The 22,228-nt window shown below is 73.1% G+C and carries 20 protein-coding genes; 10 read left to right on the top strand and 10 right to left on the bottom strand.

Going from position 1 to position 22,228, the window contains the following annotated elements; translation table 11 throughout:
* Positions 1 to 6 precede the first annotated feature (6 nt).
* The 3 genes from OIE69_RS29285 to OIE69_RS29295 form a co-directional block, all read right to left on the bottom strand.
* The gene (locus tag OIE69_RS29285) at positions 7 to 909 is read right to left on the bottom strand and encodes a hypothetical protein (RefSeq protein WP_326576901.1); all 903 of its coding nucleotides are present in this window, start codon (positions 907 to 909) and stop codon (positions 7 to 9) included.
* A 33-nt stretch (positions 910 to 942) separates the two neighbouring features.
* Positions 943 to 2,043, bottom strand: a complete 1,101-nt coding sequence (locus tag OIE69_RS29290; protein ID WP_326576902.1) for a class I SAM-dependent methyltransferase — start codon at positions 2,041 to 2,043, stop codon at positions 943 to 945.
* 62 nt (positions 2,044 to 2,105) lie between these two features.
* Entirely contained in the window at positions 2,106 to 2,504 is a 399-nt protein-coding gene (locus tag OIE69_RS29295) for a VOC family protein (protein WP_326576903.1), read from the bottom strand.
* A gap of 196 nt (positions 2,505 to 2,700) precedes the next feature.
* Between OIE69_RS29295 and OIE69_RS29300 the strand changes: the two genes are divergently transcribed.
* The 7 genes from OIE69_RS29300 to OIE69_RS29330 all read left to right on the top strand — a co-directional run bounded on the left by OIE69_RS29300 (position 2,701) and on the right by OIE69_RS29330 (position 11,013).
* Positions 2,701 to 2,901, top strand: a complete 201-nt coding sequence (locus OIE69_RS29300) for a hypothetical protein (protein WP_326576904.1) — start codon at positions 2,701 to 2,703, stop codon at positions 2,899 to 2,901.
* Between the two features lie 7 nt (positions 2,902 to 2,908).
* Positions 2,909 to 3,553 carry a sortase domain-containing protein gene (locus OIE69_RS29305; RefSeq protein ID WP_326576905.1) on the top strand — a complete coding sequence of 215 codons (645 nt, stop codon included), beginning with the start codon at positions 2,909 to 2,911 and terminating at the stop codon, positions 3,551 to 3,553.
* A gap of 247 nt (positions 3,554 to 3,800) precedes the next feature.
* Entirely contained in the window at positions 3,801 to 5,054 is a 1,254-nt protein-coding gene (locus OIE69_RS29310; RefSeq protein ID WP_326576906.1) for an acetamidase/formamidase family protein, read from the top strand.
* Between the two features lie 147 nt (positions 5,055 to 5,201).
* Positions 5,202 to 7,715: an aminopeptidase N gene (gene pepN / locus OIE69_RS29315; protein WP_326576907.1), complete on the top strand. Its 2,514-nt coding sequence runs from the start codon at positions 5,202 to 5,204 to the stop codon at positions 7,713 to 7,715.
* A 126-nt stretch (positions 7,716 to 7,841) separates the two neighbouring features.
* On the top strand, positions 7,842 to 7,982 hold the full coding sequence (locus OIE69_RS29320) for a hypothetical protein (RefSeq protein ID WP_326576908.1): 141 nt from the start codon (positions 7,842 to 7,844) through the stop codon (positions 7,980 to 7,982).
* A 215-nt stretch (positions 7,983 to 8,197) separates the two neighbouring features.
* Complete coding sequence (locus OIE69_RS29325) at positions 8,198 to 9,583, top strand: pyridoxal phosphate-dependent decarboxylase family protein (RefSeq protein WP_326576909.1); 1,386 nt, start codon at positions 8,198 to 8,200, stop codon at positions 9,581 to 9,583.
* On the top strand, positions 9,580 to 11,013 hold the full coding sequence (locus tag OIE69_RS29330; RefSeq protein WP_326576910.1) for a lysine N(6)-hydroxylase/L-ornithine N(5)-oxygenase family protein: 1,434 nt from the start codon (positions 9,580 to 9,582) through the stop codon (positions 11,011 to 11,013). Before OIE69_RS29325 ends, OIE69_RS29330 begins: the two co-directional genes overlap by 4 nt.
* On the opposite strand, the gene OIE69_RS29335 is transcribed toward OIE69_RS29330, so the two are convergent.
* The 3 genes from OIE69_RS29335 to OIE69_RS29345 are packed head-to-tail and all read right to left on the bottom strand — an operon-like array spanning position 10,955 to position 14,372.
* A complete protein-coding gene (locus OIE69_RS29335) occupies positions 10,955 to 11,713 on the bottom strand; it encodes a succinate dehydrogenase/fumarate reductase iron-sulfur subunit (RefSeq protein ID WP_018557202.1) in 759 nt (252 codons plus the stop codon). The two genes, OIE69_RS29330 and OIE69_RS29335, sit on opposite strands and share 59 nt — an antisense overlap.
* Positions 11,710 to 13,644 carry a fumarate reductase/succinate dehydrogenase flavoprotein subunit gene (locus tag OIE69_RS29340; RefSeq protein ID WP_326576911.1) on the bottom strand — a complete coding sequence of 645 codons (1,935 nt, stop codon included), beginning with the start codon at positions 13,642 to 13,644 and terminating at the stop codon, positions 11,710 to 11,712. Before OIE69_RS29340 ends, OIE69_RS29335 begins: the two co-directional genes overlap by 4 nt.
* 2 nt (positions 13,645 to 13,646) lie before the next feature.
* Positions 13,647 to 14,372: a succinate dehydrogenase cytochrome b subunit gene (locus OIE69_RS29345; protein ID WP_326576912.1), complete on the bottom strand. Its 726-nt coding sequence runs from the start codon at positions 14,370 to 14,372 to the stop codon at positions 13,647 to 13,649.
* 93 nt (positions 14,373 to 14,465) lie between these two features.
* Here OIE69_RS29345 and OIE69_RS29350 point away from each other — a divergent pair, with 93 nt between their 5' ends.
* Complete coding sequence (locus OIE69_RS29350) at positions 14,466 to 15,353, top strand: LysR family transcriptional regulator (RefSeq protein WP_326576913.1); 888 nt, start codon at positions 14,466 to 14,468, stop codon at positions 15,351 to 15,353.
* Between the two features lie 103 nt (positions 15,354 to 15,456).
* On the opposite strand, the gene OIE69_RS29355 is transcribed toward OIE69_RS29350, so the two are convergent.
* Positions 15,457 to 17,280 (bottom strand): bifunctional metallophosphatase/5'-nucleotidase, encoded by a 1,824-nt coding sequence (locus tag OIE69_RS29355; RefSeq protein WP_326576914.1) that lies wholly within the window; start codon positions 17,278 to 17,280, stop codon positions 15,457 to 15,459.
* A gap of 174 nt (positions 17,281 to 17,454) precedes the next feature.
* Between OIE69_RS29355 and OIE69_RS29360 the strand changes: the two genes are divergently transcribed.
* Together OIE69_RS29360 and pyk are read left to right on the top strand one after the other, a co-directional pair.
* Positions 17,455 to 18,159, top strand: a complete 705-nt coding sequence (locus tag OIE69_RS29360; RefSeq protein WP_326576915.1) for an SIMPL domain-containing protein — start codon at positions 17,455 to 17,457, stop codon at positions 18,157 to 18,159.
* Between the two features lie 139 nt (positions 18,160 to 18,298).
* Positions 18,299 to 19,738, top strand: a complete 1,440-nt coding sequence (pyk, locus tag OIE69_RS29365) for a pyruvate kinase (RefSeq protein ID WP_326576916.1) — start codon at positions 18,299 to 18,301, stop codon at positions 19,736 to 19,738.
* Here the strand turns inward: pyk and OIE69_RS29370 are convergent.
* From OIE69_RS29370 to OIE69_RS29380, 3 genes are all read right to left on the bottom strand, one after another.
* Entirely contained in the window at positions 19,647 to 20,696 is a 1,050-nt protein-coding gene (locus OIE69_RS29370) for a DUF3068 domain-containing protein (RefSeq protein WP_326576917.1), read from the bottom strand. The genes pyk and OIE69_RS29370 overlap by 92 nt on opposite strands.
* A 12-nt stretch (positions 20,697 to 20,708) precedes the next feature.
* A complete protein-coding gene (locus OIE69_RS29375) occupies positions 20,709 to 20,843 on the bottom strand; it encodes an SPW_0924 family protein (RefSeq protein ID WP_107418524.1) in 135 nt (44 codons plus the stop codon).
* An 87-nt stretch (positions 20,844 to 20,930) separates the two neighbouring features.
* The gene (locus OIE69_RS29380) at positions 20,931 to 22,145 is read right to left on the bottom strand and encodes a lytic transglycosylase domain-containing protein (RefSeq protein WP_326576918.1); all 1,215 of its coding nucleotides are present in this window, start codon (positions 22,143 to 22,145) and stop codon (positions 20,931 to 20,933) included.
* Positions 22,146 to 22,228 lie beyond the last annotated feature (83 nt).

The raw sequence follows: 22,228 nt of genomic DNA on the forward strand, positions 1-22,228 counted from the left end.
GCGCGGTCAGGTGTCGCACTCCAGCACGGTCCGGCACAGCCCGCACCGTGCCTTCACCCGGCCCCGCACGGGTACCCGGATCCGCTGGTGGCACGTGGGGCAGGGGAAGGAGACCCGCTGGGGGTCGCCGCCCTCGAAGGCATAGCCGGCGGCCGGGTACGCGAGACCGCGCCGCCGGTCGTGGGCGTACCGGCGGCGCCCCGCCCAGCCGCAGCCGACCATCGGCGGATGCCGCAGATCGTCCTCGGCGACCCGCAGTCCGGCCCGGTAGGCCTCCTGGGCCCTCGGGCTGGTGAGCCACGGCTCGATGTCGTCGCCGAAGGCCTGCGCCCGCTTGGCCAGGACATAGCCGAACTCCTCCGGGGTGAGGTAGCCCAGCTTGGACGCGGCCGTCGTCAGCCGCTCCCCGAGCAGCGCCGGCTCCTCGCGGTAGGAGTCCAGCAGCAGCCATCCCGCGCCCAGATAGGTCGTGGCGGTGTCGGTCAGGATCTCGTTCTCCCGCACCCCGGGGAACTCCAGGCCCAGCCGGTGCAGATAGACGTGCATGACCTCGTGCGCCAGCACCGCGCCGACGTCGCGCCGGTCGTCCCGGAAGCGGCCGTGCAGCTCCACGAAGTACTCGGGCCCGGCGGCCAGTTCCACGTTGCCCGCGTGCACCATGTCCCGGAAACTGACCACCATGCGGGCCTCCGGCAGCCGGAAGTGCTGCACGATGGCCCGGGCCACCCGCTGGGCGCCCAGATGGAGGTCCTCGTCCGCGGGGAAGGCCACCGCCTCAGGGCGCACGCTCGCCGGGAAGCGGCTCACCGTGTCGTACGACAGCCGCCGGTAGAGCGCGGTCAGGGCGGTCCGCACCTGCTCGAGGTGCGGGAATCCGTGCACGATCGGGCTGGACGACGGCTCGGTCACGGCGCCTCCCCAAGCGGGTACGACGCTTCGAGCCTACGCGTCGACCCAGGCCGTTGTCGCCGTGCGTTCCGGCCCCGTGCCGCTCGCCCAACCACCCACCGGCACGCCCAGCGCGGCCAGCCGCTCGGCGGCGGTCGGCGCGGTGCCGCCCTCCGCCTGATACACGCTGACCAGCAGCCGGCCGCCGGGCTCCACCAGCTCCACCAGCAGTCTGCGCACCAGGTCGCCCAGCCGGCGCTCGGGCACGCAGTCGGCGAGGGTGTGCACGAACGTGAACCGTCCGCCGTCCGCCGGCCCCCAGTCCAGCGCGTTGCCCAGGGCTATCCGCCCGGCCCACCGCGGCAGCCGGCGCCGGGCCAGCTCCACCAGGCGCGGGGCGAAGTCCACGCCGTGGGGCTCGATCACCCGGCCCCGCTCCGCCGCCCACCGCCGCACCGAATCCATCAGCAGCCCGTTGGCGCAGCCGACGTCCAGGAACGTGCCGTCCTTGTGCAGCGCCTCGACCACCATCGAGCGCCGCGCCCGCCACTGCTCCGGCTCCCGGCCGAAGCCCGAACCGCCCTCGGGCGTGGTCGCCCGCAGATAGGCGGGCTCCAGCAGGCGCAGGTTGTCGGCGAAGTACGAGGCGTCGTCCTGTTCCCGGAAGGAACGCGCCGCGTCCAGCACGGCACGCCGCTCGGGGCCCTGGGGGAGCATGCCCGCGATCGTGCCGGCGTCGGCCACGACCAGGTCCGCGTCGGCGGCGTGCGGCCGCCGGCCCCGGTAGCGGTCGCCGTCCAGCCAGGCGTAGAGCCGCTGTTGCCCGGCGTCCCAGGCGAAGGGGTGCACACGCTGCCGGTAGTAGCCGGCGGTCTCCAGCGGCACCCGGGCGGCGGTGTCGAGGATCCAGTCCTCTCCGGGCAGCACCACACCGGACGGCAGCCGCACCACCCCGTCGCCGCGGCGTACCGCGCCCGCCAGGCCGCCCGGCAGGAACGGCACGAAGGTGACCCGGCGCACCGACGCGGGGTCCGGGTCCTGCCCGACCGGCTCGTACGCCGTCCGTCCCGCGTCCATGCCGTCCCCCTCGGCCGTATGCGTCCACCCCGGCCCGCTCGCACGGGCCGCGATGCCGCGCGCACCCGGCGGCGGCATGTGGACACCGTACAAGGGGGCACCGACACCGGCACCGGTACCGGCACCGGTCCGGCCGTCGCTCATCCCGTGACGACCGGCCCCGGAGCCTGCCCGTAGCAGAGGCAGAACGGGTGCCCGGCCGGGTCGGCGAAGACCCGGAAGCCGCTGCGCTCGCCGCCGCTGTCGTGCAGGAAGACGGCGCCCAGCGCCACGACCTCCTCGTGGGCCCGCTCCACGTCGGCGCGGGTCGGGACGTCGAAGTCCAGGTGGAACTGCTGGGGGTGCTCCGGGTCGGGCCAGCGCGGCGGCCGGTGGAAGGGCACTTCCTGGAAGGCGATCCGGGCACCGTGCGGTGCCGTCAGGGTCGCCCACGAGGGGTCCGCGGTGTCCAGCGCCCAGCCCAGGACGCCCTGGTAGAAGGTGCCCAGCGCGGTCGGGTCCGGGCAGTCGATCACGGTGCACTGCAAGGTGGCGATCATCCGCCGAGCCTGCCCGGCGTCCTCCTCCGGACGCAAGGCCCGCCCCCGGGACCATACTTTCGGCTGATACGGAACCGGTCCGGCGGTGGAGGCCCCGGCACCCCCGGGCTCAGTACGGTGGGACCCGTGGCCGGCCGCCCGTCGCCCGGCGGCCGGCCACGACACTGTGCCGTCGCCGCCCGAAGGACCCCGACCCATGTCCGCCGTCTGCGCCACCTCCGCCGCAACCGTCCGGACCGCCGTCGCCCGGGGCGCGGCGCTCGCCGTGCTCGCGGTCCTCGCGGTGTGCGTGGCCGGGATCCCCGGCGCCCTGGGCGTTCCCGGACCGGCGCTGACCGGCGCGCTGCTGCTGGCAACGGGCGTCTGCGGCGTCCTCTACGCCGTCCGCCCGAGGTGAGCGCGCGATGCGGATGACGCACCGTCGCATCAACGTCCTCGCCCTCGTCCTCCTCGCCGTCGCCGCCGCCGCGACCGGCTGGGCGGTCACCCACGCGGGGCAGGGCCGGGCGGCCGCCGTCGTCCACGGCAGCACGCCCGCCCGCGCCTCCGACCCCGACGGGCACACCCCCGTACGCATCGACATCCCCAGTGCGGGCGTGCACGCCCGGGTCGTCGACCTCGGGGTCACCGACGACGGCACCCTGCAGACCCCCGCCACCGAGCAGGGCCGCTACGCCGGCTGGTACGACCGCAGCGCCGCCCCCGGCGACACCGGCACCTCCGTGATCGTCGGCCGCGACGACGGCAGGCGCGGACGCGCGGTCTTCCACGACCTCCACGACGTGCGCCTCGCCGACACCATCGCCGTCACCCGGCGTGACGGCAGCCGCGTCCGCTTCACCGTCACACAGGTCGAGCACCTGCCCCGGCACGCCCTCGTCACCGAGGTCCGGCGTGCCGACGGCGACACATCCACCCTTCGGCTCGTCACCTGCGCGGGAGACCGGCACGGCGGCGGACGGCCCGCCGGGATGCTGGTCGTGCGGGCGACCGCCGTCCGCGCCTCCCGAGTCGCGCCGCCGCCCGGCGAGGCCGTGTTCCCCGGGTGAGCCCGCGCCGGTGCGGACGGAGGCGGGCGCCTTCCTCCGCCCCGGTTGCCGCGGCATTTTCGGCGGAGGATCGTGAGGAGCGGGGCCCCTCCCGCAACGGATGACGGAGTCGAGCGCCCCCGCCGCGGCGCCCCACACGGTTCCCCGCCGCCTCGGGCGTCGCCCGACGGACACCGGGTCGTGCCCCGTCGGCCGGGTCGCCTCGGGCACCCGGGACGCAGGGCCACGGGAGGCCGCGATGTGTTTCGTGCATTCTGGTACCGCAGGCGCCCGCAGCCTGGTCCAGCAGGCCTCCGCGGGACCGGCCGCGGCCGCGCTGTCGGCACTGGCCGCGGGTGGCGGGACGGTCGGCGGCATGGACGTCGCCGGCGCCGGCAGCCCGGACGTGACGACGGGACCGGACGGGGACAAGGTCGTGGACGGGTTCGGCCACGTGCTGCACAACCGGTGGAACCGGGACCTGCGTCCGGTCACCACGGTGCGGCCGGGCGAGGTCGTCCAACTGCTGTGCCGTGACGCCCTGGACATCGGCGCCGCGGCCCGGACGATGACCCCCGAGGCGACCCTGACCATCGACCTGGGGAAGGTCCATCCGCTGACCGGCGCCATCGAGGTGGAGGGCGCGCAGCCGGGCGACATCCTCGAGGTCGAGGTCCTGGACGTCGCCCCCCTCGTGGACTTCGGCTACGTCGTCGTCAGCCCCGCCCTGGGCCTGTTCGGATCCCTGCGCCCCGAACTGCTGGCCCCGCTCGCCCCCTGGAGCGAGGCCTCCCAGCTGAGCGACCCCACTCCCGGACCTGCCGCCGGTGCCCTGCCGGAGGACCAACCCCACAACAGCGGCGCGCCGTTCATCCAGTTGTTCGGCTTCGAGCGCGGCCAGAACACCGGCTTCGCCACGTTCACCGGCGCCGACACCGGCCGGCAGGCCCGCATCCCCGTCGCGCCCTTCATGGGGATCATGGGCGTCGCGCCCCTGCGCAAGGGCATGTACCGCACCTTCCCGCCCGATGTCAGCGGCGGAATGGGCGGCAACACCGACATCCGGCAGCTCGTCAGGGGAACACGGATACAGATCCCGGTCTACGCCGAGGGCGCGCTGTTCTCCGCCGGGGACGGGCACATGGCGCAAGGCGACGGAGAGGTGACCGGGACGGCCATCGAGACGCTCATGGCGGTCACCCTGCGCTTCGGCATCGTCCCGGACACGGTGATCGCCGGTCCCCGGGCCGTCGTGCCCGCCGCGGACCCGACCCAGCTGGCCATGCCCGAGGAGATGCTCGCCCAGGGCTACTACCAGACGACCGGCACCGGACCGGATCTGATGGAGAACGCCAAGAACGCGGTCCGGGACATGATCGACTGGCTCGCCGGCGACCAGGGGCTGAGCCTGCACGAGGCCTACACGCTCTGCAGCGTGGCGGGCGACCTGAAGATCAACGAGACGGTGGACCTGCCGTCCTGGCTCGTGTCGATGACCCTTCCGCGCGGCATCTTCACCTGACGGCGGGCCGGGGCCGGACGTACGGACGGGCGGGCGCCTGGATGCCCCGACGCGCGGACGCCCCGGAGTCCCGACGTACGGCCGTGCGACGGCGGGCCGCGGGGAACCCTCGTGCGCCGCGGGCCGGGCATGGGGCAGCATGGCCGCATGCCTGCTCTCACACGTGCCGAGGCCGAGACCCGCGCCCGGCTGATCGCCGTCCAGCACTACACCGTCGACCTGGACCTCACCCGCGGCGACGAGGTGTTCGGATCGACCACCGTCATCCGCTTCACCGCCCTCGCCGACGGCGACACCTTCGTCGAGCTGAAGCCGGCCGTGCTGCACGGCGCCGTCCTGGACGGGCGGCCGCTGGACCCCGCGACCCTGGACGACAACCGGCTGCCGCTCACCGGCCTCGCCGCCGGACCCCACGAGCTGCGGGTCGAGGCGGACATGCGGTACTCCCGCACCGGTGAGGGCATGCACCGCTTCACGGACCCGTCCGACGGCGAGACGTACCTGTACACCCAGCTCTTCCTGGACGACGTGCAACGCGTCGTCGCCGCCTTCGACCAGCCCGACCTCAAGGCCGTCTTCGAGGTCGCCGTGACCGCGCCCCGCGCGTGGACCGTCCTCGGCAACGGCGTCGCCGAGCGCACCGGGGAGGCCGAGGGCCGCTGGCGTGTCGCGGCGACCCCGCCGATCAGCACCTACCTGCTCGCCGTCGCGGCCGGACCCTGGCACTCGGTGCGCACCGAGCACGCGGGCCTGCCCTTCGGGCTGCACTGCCGCCGTTCGCTCGCCCCGTACCTGGACGCCGACGTCGAGGAGCTCTTCGACATCACCCGGCGCTGCTTCGACCGCTACCACGAGCTGTTCGAGGAGCCGTACCCCTTCGACTCCTACGACCAGGCCTTCGTCCCCGAGTTCAACGCGGGCGCGATGGAGAACCCCGGCCTGGTCACCTTCCGCGACGAGATGGTCTTCCGTTCCGCCGTCACCGACACCGAGCGGCAGACCCGCGGCATGGTCGTCGCCCACGAGATGGCCCACATGTGGTTCGGCGACCTCGTCACCCTGCGCTGGTGGGACGACATCTGGCTCAACGAGTCCTTCGCCGAGTACATGGGCTACCAGGTGCTCTCCGAGGCCACCCGGTTCACCGGTACGTGGACCGACTTCGCCGTCGCCCGCAAGGGCTGGGGCTACGACGCCGACCAGCGCCCCTCCACCCACCCCGTCGCCCCCGCCCCGGAGGCCGTTCCCGACACCGCCTCGGCGCTGCTCAACTTCGACGGCATCTCCTACGCCAAGGGCGCCTCCGCGCTGCGTCAGCTCGTCACCTGGCTCGGCCGCAAGGACTTCCTCGCCGGCATCAACGAGCACTTCGCGCGGCACCGCTTCGGCAACGCCGCCCTCGCCGACTTCATCGACTCCCTCGCCGGCGCCACCGACCGCGACGTGCACGCCTGGGCCGACCGCTGGCTGCGCACGACCGGCGTCGACACGCTCACCCCCGTCCCCGTCCCCGTCCCCGTCCCCGTGGACGCCGACGGCGGCTGGCGGCTCGACGTCACGCAGCAGGGCAGCCGCCCGCACCGCATCGCCGTCGCCGCGTACGACCGGGCCGGCGCAGACCCGGCGCAACTGGTGCTGCGCGAGCGCTTCGAGACCGACGTACCCGCGAACGGCGAGACGCCCGGCGCACGTCCGGGAACCCGCCCCGACCTGGTGCTCCTCAACGACCAGGACCTGACGTACGCCAAGATCCGCTTCGACGCCCGGTCCTGGGACACCCTGGTCGCCGCGCTGCGCGGCCTGCCCGACCCGCTCAGCCGGGCCCTGGTCTGGAACGCCGCCCGCGACCTCGTCCGGGACGGCGAACTCCGTCCCGCCGCCTACCTCGACGTCGCCCGTGCCCACCTGCCGTACGAGACCGACATCGCCGTCGTGCAGGGCGTGCTCGGGTTCGCCCGCGGGCAGATCGCCGACCGCTACCTGCCCGCCGCCGAACGCCCCGGCGCACTCGCCACGCTGGAGGCGCTCGCCCGCGACCTGCTCACCCGCGAGGACCCCGGGCTGCGGCTGGCCGCGGCCCGCGAGCTCATCGCCGCCACCGCCGACCCCGGTGCCCTGCGCGGCTGGCTCACCGAGGGCGCCCTGCCCGGCGGGCCCGCGCTCGACCCCGAACTGCGCTGGCAGATCCTCACCCGGCTCAGCGTCCTGGGCGCGGCGTCGGCCGAGGACATCGCGGCCGAACTGGCCTCCGACCCGAGCGCCACCGGCCAGGAGGGCGCCGCCCGCTGCCGGGCGGCGCTGCCCGACCCGGAGGCCAAGCGGGACGCCTGGGCGCGGATGTTCGACGGCGACACCCTGTCCAACTACCTCTTCACCGCCACCGCCCAGGGCTTCTGGCAGCCCGAACAGCTCGACCTCGTCCGGGAGTACGTGCCCCGGTTCTTCCCCGCCGCGGTGGCGGTCGCCGCCCGCCGGGGCCCCGCACTCGCCGAGGCCGCGGGCCGCTGGGCCTTCCCCGTGGCAGTCGTCGAGGGCGCCGTGCTCGACCTCGGCGAGGAGTGCCTCCGCACCGGCGACCCCGCCCCCACCCCCGCGCTGCGCCGCCGACTCGCCGACCAGCTCGACGACCTGCGCCGCGCCCTGCACGTCCGGTCCGCCTGAGGGCGTCCGCGCGGGGCCGGGCGGCGCAGACGGTCGCGGTGACCGGTGTGCGCCGCCCGGCAGCCGATGGAGGGATTCCGCCGCACAGTGAGCGGCGCTCGAGCAGGAACCAACCTGGAGGTACGCATGTTCGGCAGAATCGGGGCACCCGAGTTGCTCCTGATCCTCGTCGTACCGGCCGTTGTCGTCCTCGGCATCGTGCTCGCCGTTGTGCGCAAGCGGCAGCCCCGGCCCGACGCGGCGGCCTGGCAGGAACGGCAGCACTGACCGCTCCGCACGCGGACTGACGCACCGAGGCCCCGCGGCGGGGCTCGCCCACGGGGCCCGGGGCGGCGCCGCGGCTTGTGGACGCCCCGCGGGTGCGCCGGGGCGGCGACCGTTCGGGGTGCGGAGGCAACACCCGGGGCGGGGGAGCGTCGTTACGCAGGTCGCCCAGCGCGCACGCGCCGGTGACCCGCGACAACGGAGAGGGCGCCGACTCCATGCCACCCCATCTCGCCGGCGGAAGTGAAGGGCCGGACCGGTTGCGCCCGTTGGTCGAGGACGCGCTCGGCGCGCTCGCGGCGGGGGCGGCCGCCCGGAAGGGGCCGCTTCCCGCGGGTGGCCCGGGGGCGGTGGCGCGGCGGGTACGGGAGGTGCTGGGGGAGGCCCTGCCGGAGGACGGCACCGGGGCCGCGGAGGCGCTGCGCGCGCTGGTCGGGGTCGTCGCCGAGGGCGCGGCCGATCCGGCGGACCCGTTGTGCGCCGCCCACCTGCACTGCCCGCCGCTGGCCGCGGCCGTGGCGGCCGACCTTGCCGCGAGCGCGCTCAACCCCTCGATGGACTCCTGGGACCAGGCACCGGCCGCCACCGCGCTGGAGGCGGAGGTCACCCGGGCGCTGGCCCGCCTCGTCCACCCGGACGCGGCCGCGCCGGACGCGCTGATCACGACCGGCGGCACGGAGTCCAACCAGATCGCCCTGCTGCTGGCCCGGGAGACCGCCCCCGGCGTACGGGTCGTCGCCGGGGCCAACGGGCACCACAGCGTGCCGCGTTCCGCCTGGCTGCTCGGGATGCCCGCCCCCGTCGTCGTGGACACCCCCGGCGGGGTGCTCGACCCGGAGCGGGTGCGGGACGCGCTCGCCGCGGACGGGGGCCCGGCCCTGCTGGTCGCCACCGCGGGCACCACGGACTCGGGCGACATCGACCCGATCCCCGAACTCGCCCGCGCCGCCCGGGAGTACGGCGCCCGCCTGCACGTCGACGCCGCGTACGGCGGGTCGCTGCTGTTCAGCGACCGGGAGGCGGCGAGGCTCACCGGGCTGCGGGAGGCCGACACCGTCACCCTCGACCTGCACAAGCTGGGCTGGCAGCCCGTGGCGGCCGGGGTGCTCGCGGTGCGGGAGGCCGGGCTGCTGCGCCCGCTCGACCACCGCGCCGACTACTTGAACGCCGCCGACGACACCGAGGCCGGCTTCCCCGACCTGCTCGGCCGCTCCCTGCGCACCTCCCGCCGCCCCGACGTGCTGAAGATCGCCGTCACGCTGCGCGCCCTGGGCCGCCGCGGCCTGGGCGAGCTTGTCGAGGCCGTCTGCGAACGGGCCCGCCACCTCGCGGACCTGGTGGACCGGCACCCCGCACTGACCCTGCGCGCCCGTCCGGCGGTCAGCACCGTCCTCTTCCGCCCCACCGGCGCCGGCGACGAGGAGGTCGCCGCGATCCGCCGCCGGCTCATGCTCGACGGCCGCGCCGTCCTCGGCCGAGCCCGCGCCGACGGACGGCTCTGGCTCAAGGCCACCCTGCTCAACCCGGCCACCGCACCCACCGACCTCGAGGCACTGCTCACGCTCGTATGCGCGACCCACCAGGAAGGCAGCACCCCCCGATGACCGCGACCGACGACCACGACCCCCACCGGGACCAGCCCTTCGACCTGCTCGGCATCGGGATCGGCCCGTGCAACCTGTCCCTGGCGGCGCTCGCCGACGGCGTCCCGTACCTCAGCGCGGCCTTCTACGAGCAGGAGCGCTCCTTCCGCTGGCACCCGGGGCTGCTGCTCGACGACGCCACCCTCCAGGTGCCGTTCCTCGCCGACCTGGTGAGCCTGGTCGACCCGACGAGCCGGTGGAGCTACCTGAACTACCTCAGGACCCGAGAGCGGCTCTTCCCGTTCTACTTCGCCGAGCGCTTCCACACGCACCGCGCCGAGTACGACGCCTACTGCCGGTGGGTCGCCGAGTCGCTGCCCAGCACCTGCTTCGGCCACCAGGTCGACACCGTCCGCTGGAACCCCGGGCGCGCCGTGTTCGAGGTGGACCACACCCGGCTGGACGCCGACGGCCAGGCCGAGGCCCTCGGCCGTACGTACGCCCGCAACCTGGTGCTCGGCGTCGGCAGCGCGCCGTACGTGCCGGAACCGCTGCGGCCGCTGGCCGAGTCGCCCGCCGTCCCCGTCGTGCACTCGGCGCACTACCTGGAGCACCGGGACCGGCTGCTGGCCGCCGAGCACGTCACCGTCGTCGGCTCCGGGCAGTCGGGCGCCGAGGTCTTCCTGGACCTGCTGCGGGCCCGGCCCGCCGGGCGCGAACGGCTGACGTGGATCGCCCGCAGCCCCTCGTTCGCCCCGATGGAGTACAGCAAGCTCGGCCTGGAGCAGTTCACCCCCGACTACACGCGCTTCTTCCACGGGCTGGCCGAGCCGGTCCGCGACAACCTCCTGCCCCGCCAGTGGCAGCTGCACCGGGCCATCGACCACGGGACGATCGGCGCCGTCCACGACGAGCTGTACCGCCGCACCCTGGGCGGCGGCTGGCCGGACGCCGTCCTCACCCCCGGCGTGACGGTCCGTACGGCCGGCCGGATGGGCATCGGAGCCGTCGAACTCCACCTGGAGCACGAGCAGCAGGGCACCCGCAGCCGGCTGGTCACCAACGCGGTCGTCCTCGCCACCGGCTACCGGGAGCGCTCCCTGGACGCGCTGCTCGCCCCGATCGACCCGTACATCCGCCGTGACGCGTCCGGCCGGCCCCGGATCGACGAGTGCCACCGGCTGGAGCTGGACCCGGTCGTCGCGGGCACCGGCGCGGCCGTCCACGTGCAGAACGCCGAGCGCCACACCCACGGTGTCGGGGCCCCCGACCTCGGGCTCGCCGCGTGGCGCTCGGCGGTCGTCCTCAACGCGGTGACCGGCAAGGAGCCCTACCCGCTGCCCTCCCGGACGGCCTTCACGACCTTCGGGCTCGGCGCGGCCACCGAGCCGGTCAGCCCTTGGACCGCGACTTCTCCTTGCGCAAGGCCCGCAGGTACTCGCGGTTCATAGCGGCGATCGACGGCAGCGGGATGCCCTTGGGGCAGGCCGTCGCGCACTCCCCGGTGTTGGTGCAGCCGCCGAAGCCCTGGTCGTCCATGGCCGCGACCATGTCCAGCACCCGGGTCTCGCGCTCGGGCTGCCCCTGGGGCAGCACGTTGAGGTGGTTGACCTTGGCCGAGGTGAACAGCATCGCCGAGCCGTTGGGGCAGGCCGCCACGCACGCGCCGCAGCCGATGCACTCCGCGTGCTCGAAGGCGAAGTCGGCGGCCTCCTTCGGCACGGCCGTCGCGTGCGCCTCGGGCGCGCTGCCGGTCGGCACGCTGATGTAGCCGCCCGCCTGGATCACCCGGTCGAAGGCCGAGCGGTCCACCACCAGGTCCTTGACGACCGGGAAGGCGGCGGCCCGCCACGGCTCGACGTCGACGGTGTCGCCGTCCTTGAAGTGCCGCATGTGCAGCTGGCAGGTGGTGGTCCGCTCCGGGCCGTGTGCCTGGCCGTTGATGACCATGCCGCAGGCGCCGCAGATGCCCTCCCGGCAGTCGTGGTCGAAGGCCACGGGCTCGTCGCCCGCGAGGATCAGCTCCTCGTTGAGGACGTCGAGCATCTCCAGGAAGGACATGTCGGGGCTGATGTCCTCGACGCGGTAGGTGACCATGGCGCCCTCCTCCTCGGAGGACTGCTGGCGCCAGATGCGCAGGGTGAGGTTCACGCGTAGCTCCGCTGGGTGGGGTGTACGTACTCGAAGTCGAGGGCCTCCTTGTGGAGTACCGGGTCCTCGCCGGAGCCGGTGAACTCCCAGGCCGCGGCGTACGAGAAGTTCTCGTCGTCGCGCAGGGCCTCGCCGTCCGGGGTCTGGCTCTCCTCGCGGAAGTGGCCGCCGCAGGACTCGGCGCGGTGCAGGGCGTCCAGGCACATCAGCTCGGCCAGCTCCAGGAAGTCGGCGACGCGGTTGGCCTTCTCCAGGGACTGGTTGAGCTCCACGCCGCTGCCGGGCACCTTCACCCGGCGCCAGAACTCCTCGCGCAGCGCCGGGATCCGCTCCAGCGCCTTGCGCAGCCCGGACTCGGTGCGGGCCATGCCGCACTCGTCCCACAGCAGCTCGCCGAGCTCGCGGTGGAAGGAGTCCGGGGTGCGGTCGCCGTCCACGGCGAGCAGCAGGTTCAGCCGGTCCTCGACCTCGGCGACGGCCTCGGCGACCGCCGGGTGGTCGGGGGCCACGGTGTCGTGGGGGCCGCGCGCCAGGTAGTCGTTGATGGTGGCGGGGAGGACGAAGTAGCCGTCGCCCAGGCCCTGCATCAGGGCGCTGGCGCCGAGCCGGTTCGCGCCGTGGTCGGAGAAGTTGGCCTCGCCGATGGCGAACAGGCCCGGGACGGTGGTCTGCAGGTCGTAGTCGACCCACAGGCCGCCCATCGTGTAGTGCACGGCGGGGTAGATCCGCATGGGGCGGCTGTACGGGTCCTCCGCGGTGATCCGCTCGTACATCTCGAAGAGGTTGCCGTACTTCTCCTCCACCTTGGCGCGGCCCATGCGGGCGATCGCGTCGGCGAAGTCCAGGTAGACGCCCTGGCCGCCCGGTCCGACGCCGCGGCCCTCGTCGCAGACGTTCTTGGCGGCGCGGGAGGCGATGTCCCGGGGCACCAGGTTGCCGAAGGAGGGGTAGATCCGCTCCAGGTAGTAGTCGCGCTCGTCCTCGGGGATCTCGTTCGGCGGACGCGTGTCGCCCTTGGCCTTCGGCACCCAGATGCGGCCGTCGTTGCGCAGCGACTCGCTCATCAGCGTGAGCTTGGACTGGTGGTCGCCGGAACGCGGGATGCAGGTCGGGTGGATCTGCGTGAAGCAGGGGTTGGCGAAGTACGCGCCGCGCCGGTGGGCCCGCCAGATGGCGGTGGCGTTGGAGCCCTTGGCGTTGGTCGACAGATAGAAGACGTTCCCGTAGCCGCCGCTGGCCAGCACCACGGCGTCGCCCATGTGCACCGACACCTCGCCCGTCACCAGGTCGCGGGCGACGATGCCGCGGGCTTTGCCGTCCACCACGATCAGGTCGAGCATCTCGGTGCGCGCGTGCAGTTCCACGTTGCCCGCGTCGATCTGCCGGGACAGCGCCTGGTAGGCGCCGAGCAGCAGCTGCTGGCCGGTCTGGCCGCGGGCGTAGAAGGTGCGGGAGACCTGGACGCCGCCGAAGGAGCGGGTGTCCAGCAGGCCGCCGTACTCGCGGGCGAAGGGCACGCCCTGCGCCACGCACTGGTCGATGATCTGCACCGAGACCTCGGCGAGGCGGTGCACGTTGGACTCGCGGGCGCGGAAGTCGCCGCCCTTGACGGTGTCGTAGAACAGGCGGTGCACGCTGTCGCCGTCGTTGCGGTAGTTCTTCGCGGCGTTGATGCCGCCCTGGGCGGCGATGGAGTGCGCCCGGCGCGGGGAGTCCTGGTAGCAGAACTGCACGACGTGGTAGCCCTGCTCGGCCAGGGTGGCGCCCGCGGCGCCGCCGGCCAGGCCCGTGCCGACCACGATCACCGTGTGCTTGCGGCGGTTGGCAGGGTTGACCAGTTTCGCCTCGAACCTGCGGCGGTCCCAGCGCTCGGCGATCGGTACGTCCGGCGCCTTGGTGTCGGCGATCGGTTCGCCCAGTCGGTAATCCATGGTCAGTCCACCAATCCGGTCATCACGGCGACGGGTACGACGAGGAAGCCGGCGGTCAGCGACGCCGCCAGCACGTTCGCCGTGATCTTCAGCGCGCGGTCGCGGCGCTTGTTCACCGCTCCCAGGGTCTGCGCGGCGCTCCAGAAGCCGTGCCTGATGTGCAGGCCGAGGGCGAGCATCGCGACGATGTAGACGACGTTCACCCACCAGATCCGGAAGTCGGCCACGATGTTCTCGTAGGGGTGGTGCTCCTTGCCCAGCGGATTCACGGTGAGCGTCGTCAGGTCGAGGATGTGCCAGACGATGTAGAGGCCGAGGATCACCCCGCCCCAGCGCATCGTCCGGGTCGCGTAGCTGGCCCGCTGCCGCTTGTGCTCGTACTTCGCCGGGCGCGCCTTGATGTCGCGCTTGCTGAGCTGGTAGGCGGCGACGCCGTGCAGCACCACCGCGACGACCAGGCCGGTGCGCTGGATGTACAGGTACCAGCTGTTGTGCAGGGCGGGCTCACCGATGGTGCGCAGCCACGCCGCGTACCCGTTGAACTCCTCCGCGCCGAAGAAGATCTTCAGATTGCCCAGCATGTGCGCGACCAGGAACAGCAGCATGATCACGCCGGTCCCGGCCATGACCGTCTTCTTGCCCACGGTCGAGCCCCACAGTGCCCGTAGGAGCGACGGGCGGCGACCCGTGCCGGTCGTCGCCCTCGTCCTCGTCGTCGCCAAAGCCATGGGCCCGACGCTAGGTCTGCCTGCTACGACAGGTCCAAGACATGTTCCGGCTCGTTTCGATAGGTCACGCCTATCGTGGGTTATCGTGCGGTCATGCAGTTGCAGCAGCTCGTGTACTTCCTGGCGGTCTCCGACACCCTGCACTTCACCCGCGCCGCCGAGCGCGTCCACGTCGCGCAGCCCTCGCTGTCGCAGCAGATCAAGGCCCTGGAGCGGGAGCTGGGCGCGAACCTGTTCAGCCGGGCCCGCGGCAACATCGCGCTGACCGACGCCGGGGAGGCCCTGCTGCCACTGGCCCGCCGCATCATCGCCGACACCGAGACCGCCACCCAGGAGGTCCAGGAACTGGTGCAGCTGCGCCGCGGCCGGGTGCGCCTCGGCGCGACCCCCAGCCTCGCCACCGGCCTGCTGCCGGACGTGCTGCGCGACTTCCACGACCGCTACCCGGGCATCCGGCTGGTCGTCGAGGAGGGCGGCTCACGCGACCTGGTGCGCGAGCTGGCCTCCGGCAGCCTCGACCTCGCCCTGATCGTGCTGCCGCTGCAGAGCCACGACCCCGCCCTGGACGCCACGCCGCTGCTCCACGAGGACCTGGTGGTGGTCACCGCCGCCGACGCTCCGCCGCCCTCCGCGGGCCCCACCATCAGCGTCGGCGACCTCAGGGACCAGCCGCTGGTCATGTTCCGCAACGGCTACGACCTGCGGGAGCTCACCGTCACCGCGTGCCGGGCGGCGGGTTTCGAGCCGCGCTTCGCGATCGAGGGCGGCGAGATGGACGCCGTGCTGGGCTTCGTGGAGGCGGGACTCGGGCCCGCGGTCGTGCCCAGCATGGTCGCCGGGCGCCGTCCCAGGCTGCGTACGACGCCCTTCGAGGCCCCCGGGCTGCAGCGCACCGTCGCCCTGGCGCACCGCAAGGACGCCGAGCCCCCGCGCGCCGCCCGGGAACTGCGCCGTGTGCTCCTGGAACACGTACCGGCCTGAGGCCCCGCGGCGCCGGCGCGACGGCCGGCGTCAAACGCCCGGAGGGCATGTGCGCGGCGCGCACATGCCCTCCGGTCCACCCTTGCCAACCGGCTGCCCGGGCCTAGAAGACCGGCACGCCGCCGCGGGTCAGCTTCCAGTCCTGCGAGCCGAACCGTGCCGGGTCGATGGCGCCGTTGGCCTGCACCCAGGTGATGATGGTGTTGCGGATCTCCTCGGAGTTCGCCCACACCTGCTGCGCCGTGGCGACGCCGGGGAAGTTGCCGCCGCCGTTGGCCCGGTAGTTGTTGACGGCCAGCACGAAGCGGGCCGACTCGTCGATCGGCGCACCCTGGAAGAGCACGTTCGACACCCGCGAACCGGCGGGGCGGGAGATGTCGATGTCGTAGGTGACGCCGCTGACCACGTCGTAGTTGTAGTCGGGCGTGCCGTTCGCGTTCGTCAGCTTCGCGACGTCGACGGGCGCGTCGGGCGCCGTCTGCGCGAAGTAGTTCGCGGAGAACTCGATGTACGCCTTGATCTGGGCACCGGTCAGGACCCGGGCCTCCAGGGTGTTCTCGAAGACGTACAGCCCCGCGACGTCGCGGATGGTGACCTGGCCCGCCGGGATGGCCGCGGTGCGCGAGAAGCAGGCTGCCTGCGACAGCACGGGCAGGGAGGCGTACTCCGTCCCGGCGAGCGCCGCCTTGACCGTCTCGGCCTGGACGAAGTTGATGAAGTCGATGATCGGCGTGTCCTTGTAGGGCGACTCCTCCGCCGTCATCGCGGCGGCCGAGGTGCCGATCACCTGGTTGACGTAACCCACGACCTCCTTGTGCTCGTCCGCCAGCAGCCGGACGATCCGCGGGTCCTCCTCGACCGTGTTGGAGTTGAGGACGGACGCGCCCACGGTGACGACCTCCCACTTGCCCCGGACCAGCTCCAGGCCGAAGTCGAAGACGGTCAGCCGCTGGCCCCACTTCAGCGGCTCGGAGAGCACCACGCCCTGGCCGGTCTGCTTGTTGGCCACCACGTACTCGGGGATCTCGGAGTGGGCGTGGCCGACCAGGATCGCGTCGATGCCCGGCACCTGTTCGGCCACGAGCGCCGCCGCGTTCTCGACGTACGGCAGCTGGTCACCGTAGGAGGAGGTGCCGGAGGAGCCGCTGTGGGCCGAGACGACGACCACGTCGGCGCCCATCGCGCGCAGCCGCGGCACGTACTTCGCGGCCTGCTCCTCCAGGCCCGGGAAGGTCATCTTGCCCTGCACGTTGGCCTTGTCCCAGATCGCGATGCCGGGGTTGGTCAGGCCCAGGACCGCCACCTTCACGTCGGGCGCGCCCTTCACGCGCAGCCGGTGGAAAGAGTACGGCGGGAAGGCCGGCCGGCCCGTGCGCGCGTCGAGCGCGTTGGCGCCGAGCAGCGGGAAGTCGCACTGCTCCTCGAACTTGCGCAGCACCGGGATGCCGTAGTTGAACTCGTGGTTGCCCAGCGCCGCCGCGTCGTAGCCGATGGCGTTCATGGCCTGCGCCATCGGGTGCACCGGACCGTGCTTGGCGGTGATCGGGTCGATCTTGGCGTAGTAGTAGGACAGCTGGGTGCCCTGGATGGTGTCGCCCGCGTCGATCAGCAGGGTGTTGCCGCGGCCCTTGGCCGCGCGCTGCTGCGTGACCAGGGTGGAGATCTTGGCGAGGCCGACGTCGTTGTGCGCCTTGTCGTCGTACTCGGCGTCGGTGAAGTAGTCCCAGTTGAAGACGTTGCCGTGCAGGTCGGTGGTGCCGAGGACGCTGAAGGAGTACTTCTTCGGCGCCTGTCCGTGTCCGTGCCCGTGGCGGCCCGTGGCCTGGGCCGGGGCCGCACCGGCCACGGCGCCCGCCGTGCCGGCGAGCGCGAGTCCCGCGCCGGTGGCGGCGGAGCGGTTGAGGAAGTCCCTGCGGTTCAGCGGCATACGTCGGCTCCTGCTGTCCGGTGGCGCCCCGGGTGGTCGTCAGGGGCGGGATGATCGTCTTTTTGTGGTGTTAACGCGCGTAGATTCTGGCGCAAGGGTGCTCCCGGCAACACCCCCGCCAGGTTGCGAACAGATGACTCGTCACGGCCGCGGCGGCCTGGCAGGGTGGGACGCATGACCACAGAACCGGCCAGGACGTACCCGACGCCCGAGACCCCGCACGTGGGGGTACGGGGCGAGGCGACCCTCGAGGTCGAGCCCGAGCTCGCCCGGATCGCCGTCACCGTCAGCGCCCGGGGCACCGACCGCCGCGCCACGCTGGACGACCTCACCCGGCGCAACGCGCAGGTGCTCGACCTCGTCAAGGGCTGTGCCGACGCCGTCGAGAAGCTGGAGACCGGCGCCTTCGTGATCACCCCCGAGCTGCGGGAGCGGGGCCGCGGCGAACGCGTACGGGCGTACCACGGCAGCGTGCGCGTGAGCGCCGCCCTCACCGACTTCACCGTTCTGGGGGAGCTCATCACCCGGCTGGCCGATCTGGAGCTCACCCGTGTCGACGGCCCCTGGTGGTCGCTGCGCCCCGACTCCCCGGCCTACGGCGAGGCCCGCCGGCAGGCCGTGCGCGACGCGGTGCAGCGCGCCCGCGAGTACGCGGAGGCACTCGGCGCCCGCCTGGTCGCCCTGGTCGAGCTGGCCGACGAGGGGGTGCAGCAGTCGGCACCCTTCCGCGCCCGACCGGCGATGCGGACCGCCGCCTTCGCGGCGCCCGGCGGCGCCGCGGAGTCCGCACACGCCCTTGACATGGAGCCGGAGCGACAGAGCGTGTACGCGCAGGTCACCGCGCACTTCACGATGACGGCCCCCGACCTGTCTGCCTGAGGCCCGCCGTACCTGCGGTGTGCTCATCAGAGCGGACCACGGCTCACTTCACCGCTTGTCAACAACCGTTAATCAGGCTGACGTTGGTCAGTCGCATTCCACGAGGCCCCTACTGTGAAGTAGGTCATAGGCTCGCTCCATGCGCCGAGCAAAAATCGTCTGCACCCTCGGGCCCGCCACCGACTCCTACGACCAGATCAAGGGCCTGGTCGAGGCCGGTATGGACGTCGCCCGCCTGAACATGAGCCATGGTTGCCACGCCGATCACGAGGAGCGTTACCGGCGCGTGCGCAAGGCCGCCGACGAGAGCGGCCGGAGTGTCGGGATCCTCGCGGACCTTCAAGGCCCGAAGATCCGGCTGGGACGCTTCGCGGAGGGCCCCGTACTCCTTGAACGCGGTGACGAGTTCACGATCACCACCGAGGAGATCGAGGGCGACCGCCTGGTCTGCGGCACCACCTACAAGGGTCTCGCCGCCGACGTCACGCGCGGTGAGCGGATCCTCGTCGACGACGGCCGCGTCACCCTGGAGGTCACCGGCGTCGACGGCCCCCGGGTCCGCACCCTGTGCATCGAGGGCGGTCTGATCTCCGACAACAAGGGGCTCAACCTCCCCGGTGTCGCGGTCTCCGTGCCCGCCCTGTCCCAGAAGGACGTCGAGGACCTGCGCTGGGCGCTGCGCACCGGTGCCGACATCGTCGCGCTGTCCTTCGTCCGCAGCGGCCGGGACGTCGAGGACGTGCTGCGCATCATGCGCGAGGAGGACCGCAGGGTCCCCGTCATCGCCAAGATCGAGAAGCCGCAGGCGGTCGAGAACCTCGAGGAGATCGTCGCCGCGTTCGACGGGATCATGGTGGCCCGCGGCGACCTCGGCGTCGAGATGCCGCTGGAGGCCGTGCCCATGGTGCAGAAGCGCGCCGTCTCCCTCGCCCGGCGCAACGCCAAGCCGGTGATCGTCGCGACGCAGATGCTGGAGTCGATGATCGACTCCTCGCGCCCCACCCGGGCCGAGGCCTCCGACGTCGCCAACGCCGTCATGGACGGTGCCGACGCGGTCATGCTCTCCGGCGAGACCAGCGTCGGCAAGCACCCCGTCGAGACCGTCAGGACCATGGGGCGGATCGTCGCCGCCGCCGAGGAGGACATGCTCGCGGCCGGCCTGCCGCCGCTGACCGAGCAGAACAAGCCCCGCACCCAGGGCGGCGCCGTCGCGCGCGCGGCCGCGGAGATGGGCGACTTCCTCGACGCCAAGTACCTGGTGGCCTTCACCCAGTCCGGCGACACCGCCCGGCGGCTCTCCCGCTACCGCTCGCCGATCCCCGTGCTCGCCTTCAGCCCCGAGCCGGCCACCCGCTCGCAGCTCAGCCTCACCTGGGGCGTGGAGACCTTCCTCGGTCCGATGGTGCAGACGACCGACGAGATGGTCGACCAGGTCGACGAGCAGCTGCTGCGCATCGGCCGCTGCCAGGAGGGCGACATCGTCGTCATCACGGCGGGCTCGCCGCCCGGTGTCCCGGGGACCACCAACCTCGTACGCGTGCACCACATCGGGGAGGACGACTCCCCTTCGCACCGCTGACGCCGGCGCCGCCGCCCGCGGCCGGGCGGCGGCCGCGCGCCTCCAGCAGGAGCGCGAGCGACAGCAGCGCGACGCCGAGCAGGAGGGAGCCCCACGGCAGGTAGGAGGTCAGCAGCAGCACCGCCTGCCGCTGGGAGCTCACCAGGCCGACAGTGTGCCGGACGTAGTCCTCGCGCATCCTCACGTGCCCGGCGAACGCGGTGATCGGCTGCTGCTTCCCGTCGGTGAAGCGCATCTCCTCGCGGTGGACCTCCTCCCCGTTGACCGGGGCCCCGGTGACCGGGTCCACCCAGAACATGCGCTTGGTGGTGTACCAGCGCTCCATGCCCATCGCCGCGACGGTCTGCGGGGTGACGCCCTCGACGGGCATCCTCTTCGGCAGCGGCACCTTGGTCCAGGGGACGGTCTGCTCGAAGTAGTAGACCTCCAGGCCGCGGAACTCCTGCGTGCCCCGGTAGTGGATGGGCGCGGAGCTCCGTGCCTGCGCGTCGAAGTAGTAGTAGTCCCGCTTCTGCGTGAGGAACGGGAACTTGAACTCGACGCCCCGGCGTTCGACGGGGTCGCCGTCGACGCTCTCGCCTCCCGCGTGCACGGGCTCCTGCGTGTGCGCGTCGAAGACGTACCGCTCCGGGACCTGGGAGACCATCGCGCCGTCCGGGCCGACCACGTAGGCGAGCCCGTCCCACACGACGACGTCGCGGCCGGTGGCCCGGTCGATCCTGCGGGCCTCCTCCACGTTGCCCTTCAGGGTCTGCACGATGCTGACCCTGGAGACCTTCTTCGGCCGCATCGTGCCGTAGTCGAGCAGCGTGGCGTCCCGCGCCTCCAGGACGACCGCCTGGTACTGGCCCGCGGGGATCTTCGCCAGCCGGGGGAACGCGTACCAGCGCACCAGCGGTGACAGCGCGGTGAAGAACACCGCGAGGGACAGGAGGACCAGGCTCGACCTGCGGCGCATGGGACCGCCCTCCTACGGGTGCGCGGGGACGGTGGTGAGCAGCGGCTCGGGGGAGGTGCTGCCGTCCGGCGGACCGACCGCGGTCACGAGGAGGACGATCGCGAACGCGGCGACGAGTCCGATGGCCGCGGCGATGACTGCGCGCATGGCCGTACCTCCCGGTCGTACGGCTACGTCGGCTGGGCCGGTGCACCGTAGCAACCGGGAGGTGAAATGAGAACAGGTTCTACGGCGTCAGTTGACCGGGCCGGAGGCGGTGCCGCCCTCGGTCTCCGTCGGCGACGGGCTGTCGCTGGGGGAGGCCGTCGCGCACGGGTCGGGCGTACCGGTCGGCGACGGGGAGGCCGTGTCGGTGGGGGTCGCCGTGGGCGTGCCGGAGTCCGTCCGACAGGTCGGCGGATCCGTCGGGTCCGTGGGATCCGTCGGGTCCGTGGTGGGGTCCGACGTCGGGGAGGTCGTGGGGGGCGTCGTCGTCGGCGAGGGGCTGCCCGGCGGGGTGCCGATCGTGCCGCTGGAGGACGCGGTCGGGGTCGGCTTCTTCGTCGGCCGGGGCGAGGAGCTCGCGCTCGGGGACTTGGACGGCGAGGGCGTGGTGGAGGGGGACCCGGAGAACGGCGGGTTGCCGGGGGTGTCACTGCCCGCGCCGCCGATGTCGGGGACGGAGACGACGTCGCCCTCGCGGAAGTGCTCGTACCAGGACAGGACGGTGTTCAGGTACGCGGTCGAGTTGTTGTAGCCCAGGATCGCCTGGTGCAGGTTGCTCTCGACCGACAGGTCGCGGTTGCCCGCGCAGAGGTAGCGGCCGGCGGCGAGCGCCGCGTCGAATATGTTGTTCGGGTCGCTGACGCCGTCGTCGTTGCCGTCGGAGCCCCAGGTCTGCCAGGTCGACGGGATGAACTGCATCGGGCCGACCGCGTGGTCGTGGACCCTGTCCCCGTCCCAGGCGCCGTCGTCGGTGTCCGTGATCTTCGCGAAGCCGTTGCCGTCCAGGGTCGGGCCGATGATCGCTGAGATCGTGGTCCCCTCGGAGTCCACGTTGCCGCCGCGCGCCTGATTGGACTCCACCTGGCCGATCGCGGCCAGCAGTTCCCAGCGCATGTTGCAGCCCGGGTCGCTGGCGGCGAGCGCCGTCTCGGCCCTGCGGTAGGCCTCCAGGACGGTCGCGGGCAGGCCCGTGCCGTCGGTGGTCACGGTGCCGGTGCCGGCGTCCGGGGTGGTGGAGCTGCCCGGAGCGGGGGTGTTGAGCGGCGGGAGCTCGGTGAAGTACTCCGACGAGTTGCCGTCGATGGGGTCGCCCGGCGGGGGCACGATCGGGGCGCCGACGCTGGTGTTGAGGACGCCCTGCAGCAGCCCGGGAGCCTGGGAACCCGTCAGCGCCGCCATGGCCGCGGCGGCCACCGCGGTGCCCGCGACTCCCCTGCGGATCCGCCGTCCGTACCGCGCTCGCATACCCGGTGCCCCTCCCGAAAGCCGTATTGCCCGTCTCCCTGCGTGGCAACCCTGGTGACCCTACGGCAACTTCCTGAACGGAG

The sequence above is a fragment of the Actinacidiphila glaucinigra genome (assembly GCF_035918135.1).
GTDB classification, from domain to species: Bacteria; Actinomycetota; Actinomycetes; order Streptomycetales; family Streptomycetaceae; genus Actinacidiphila; species Actinacidiphila glaucinigra.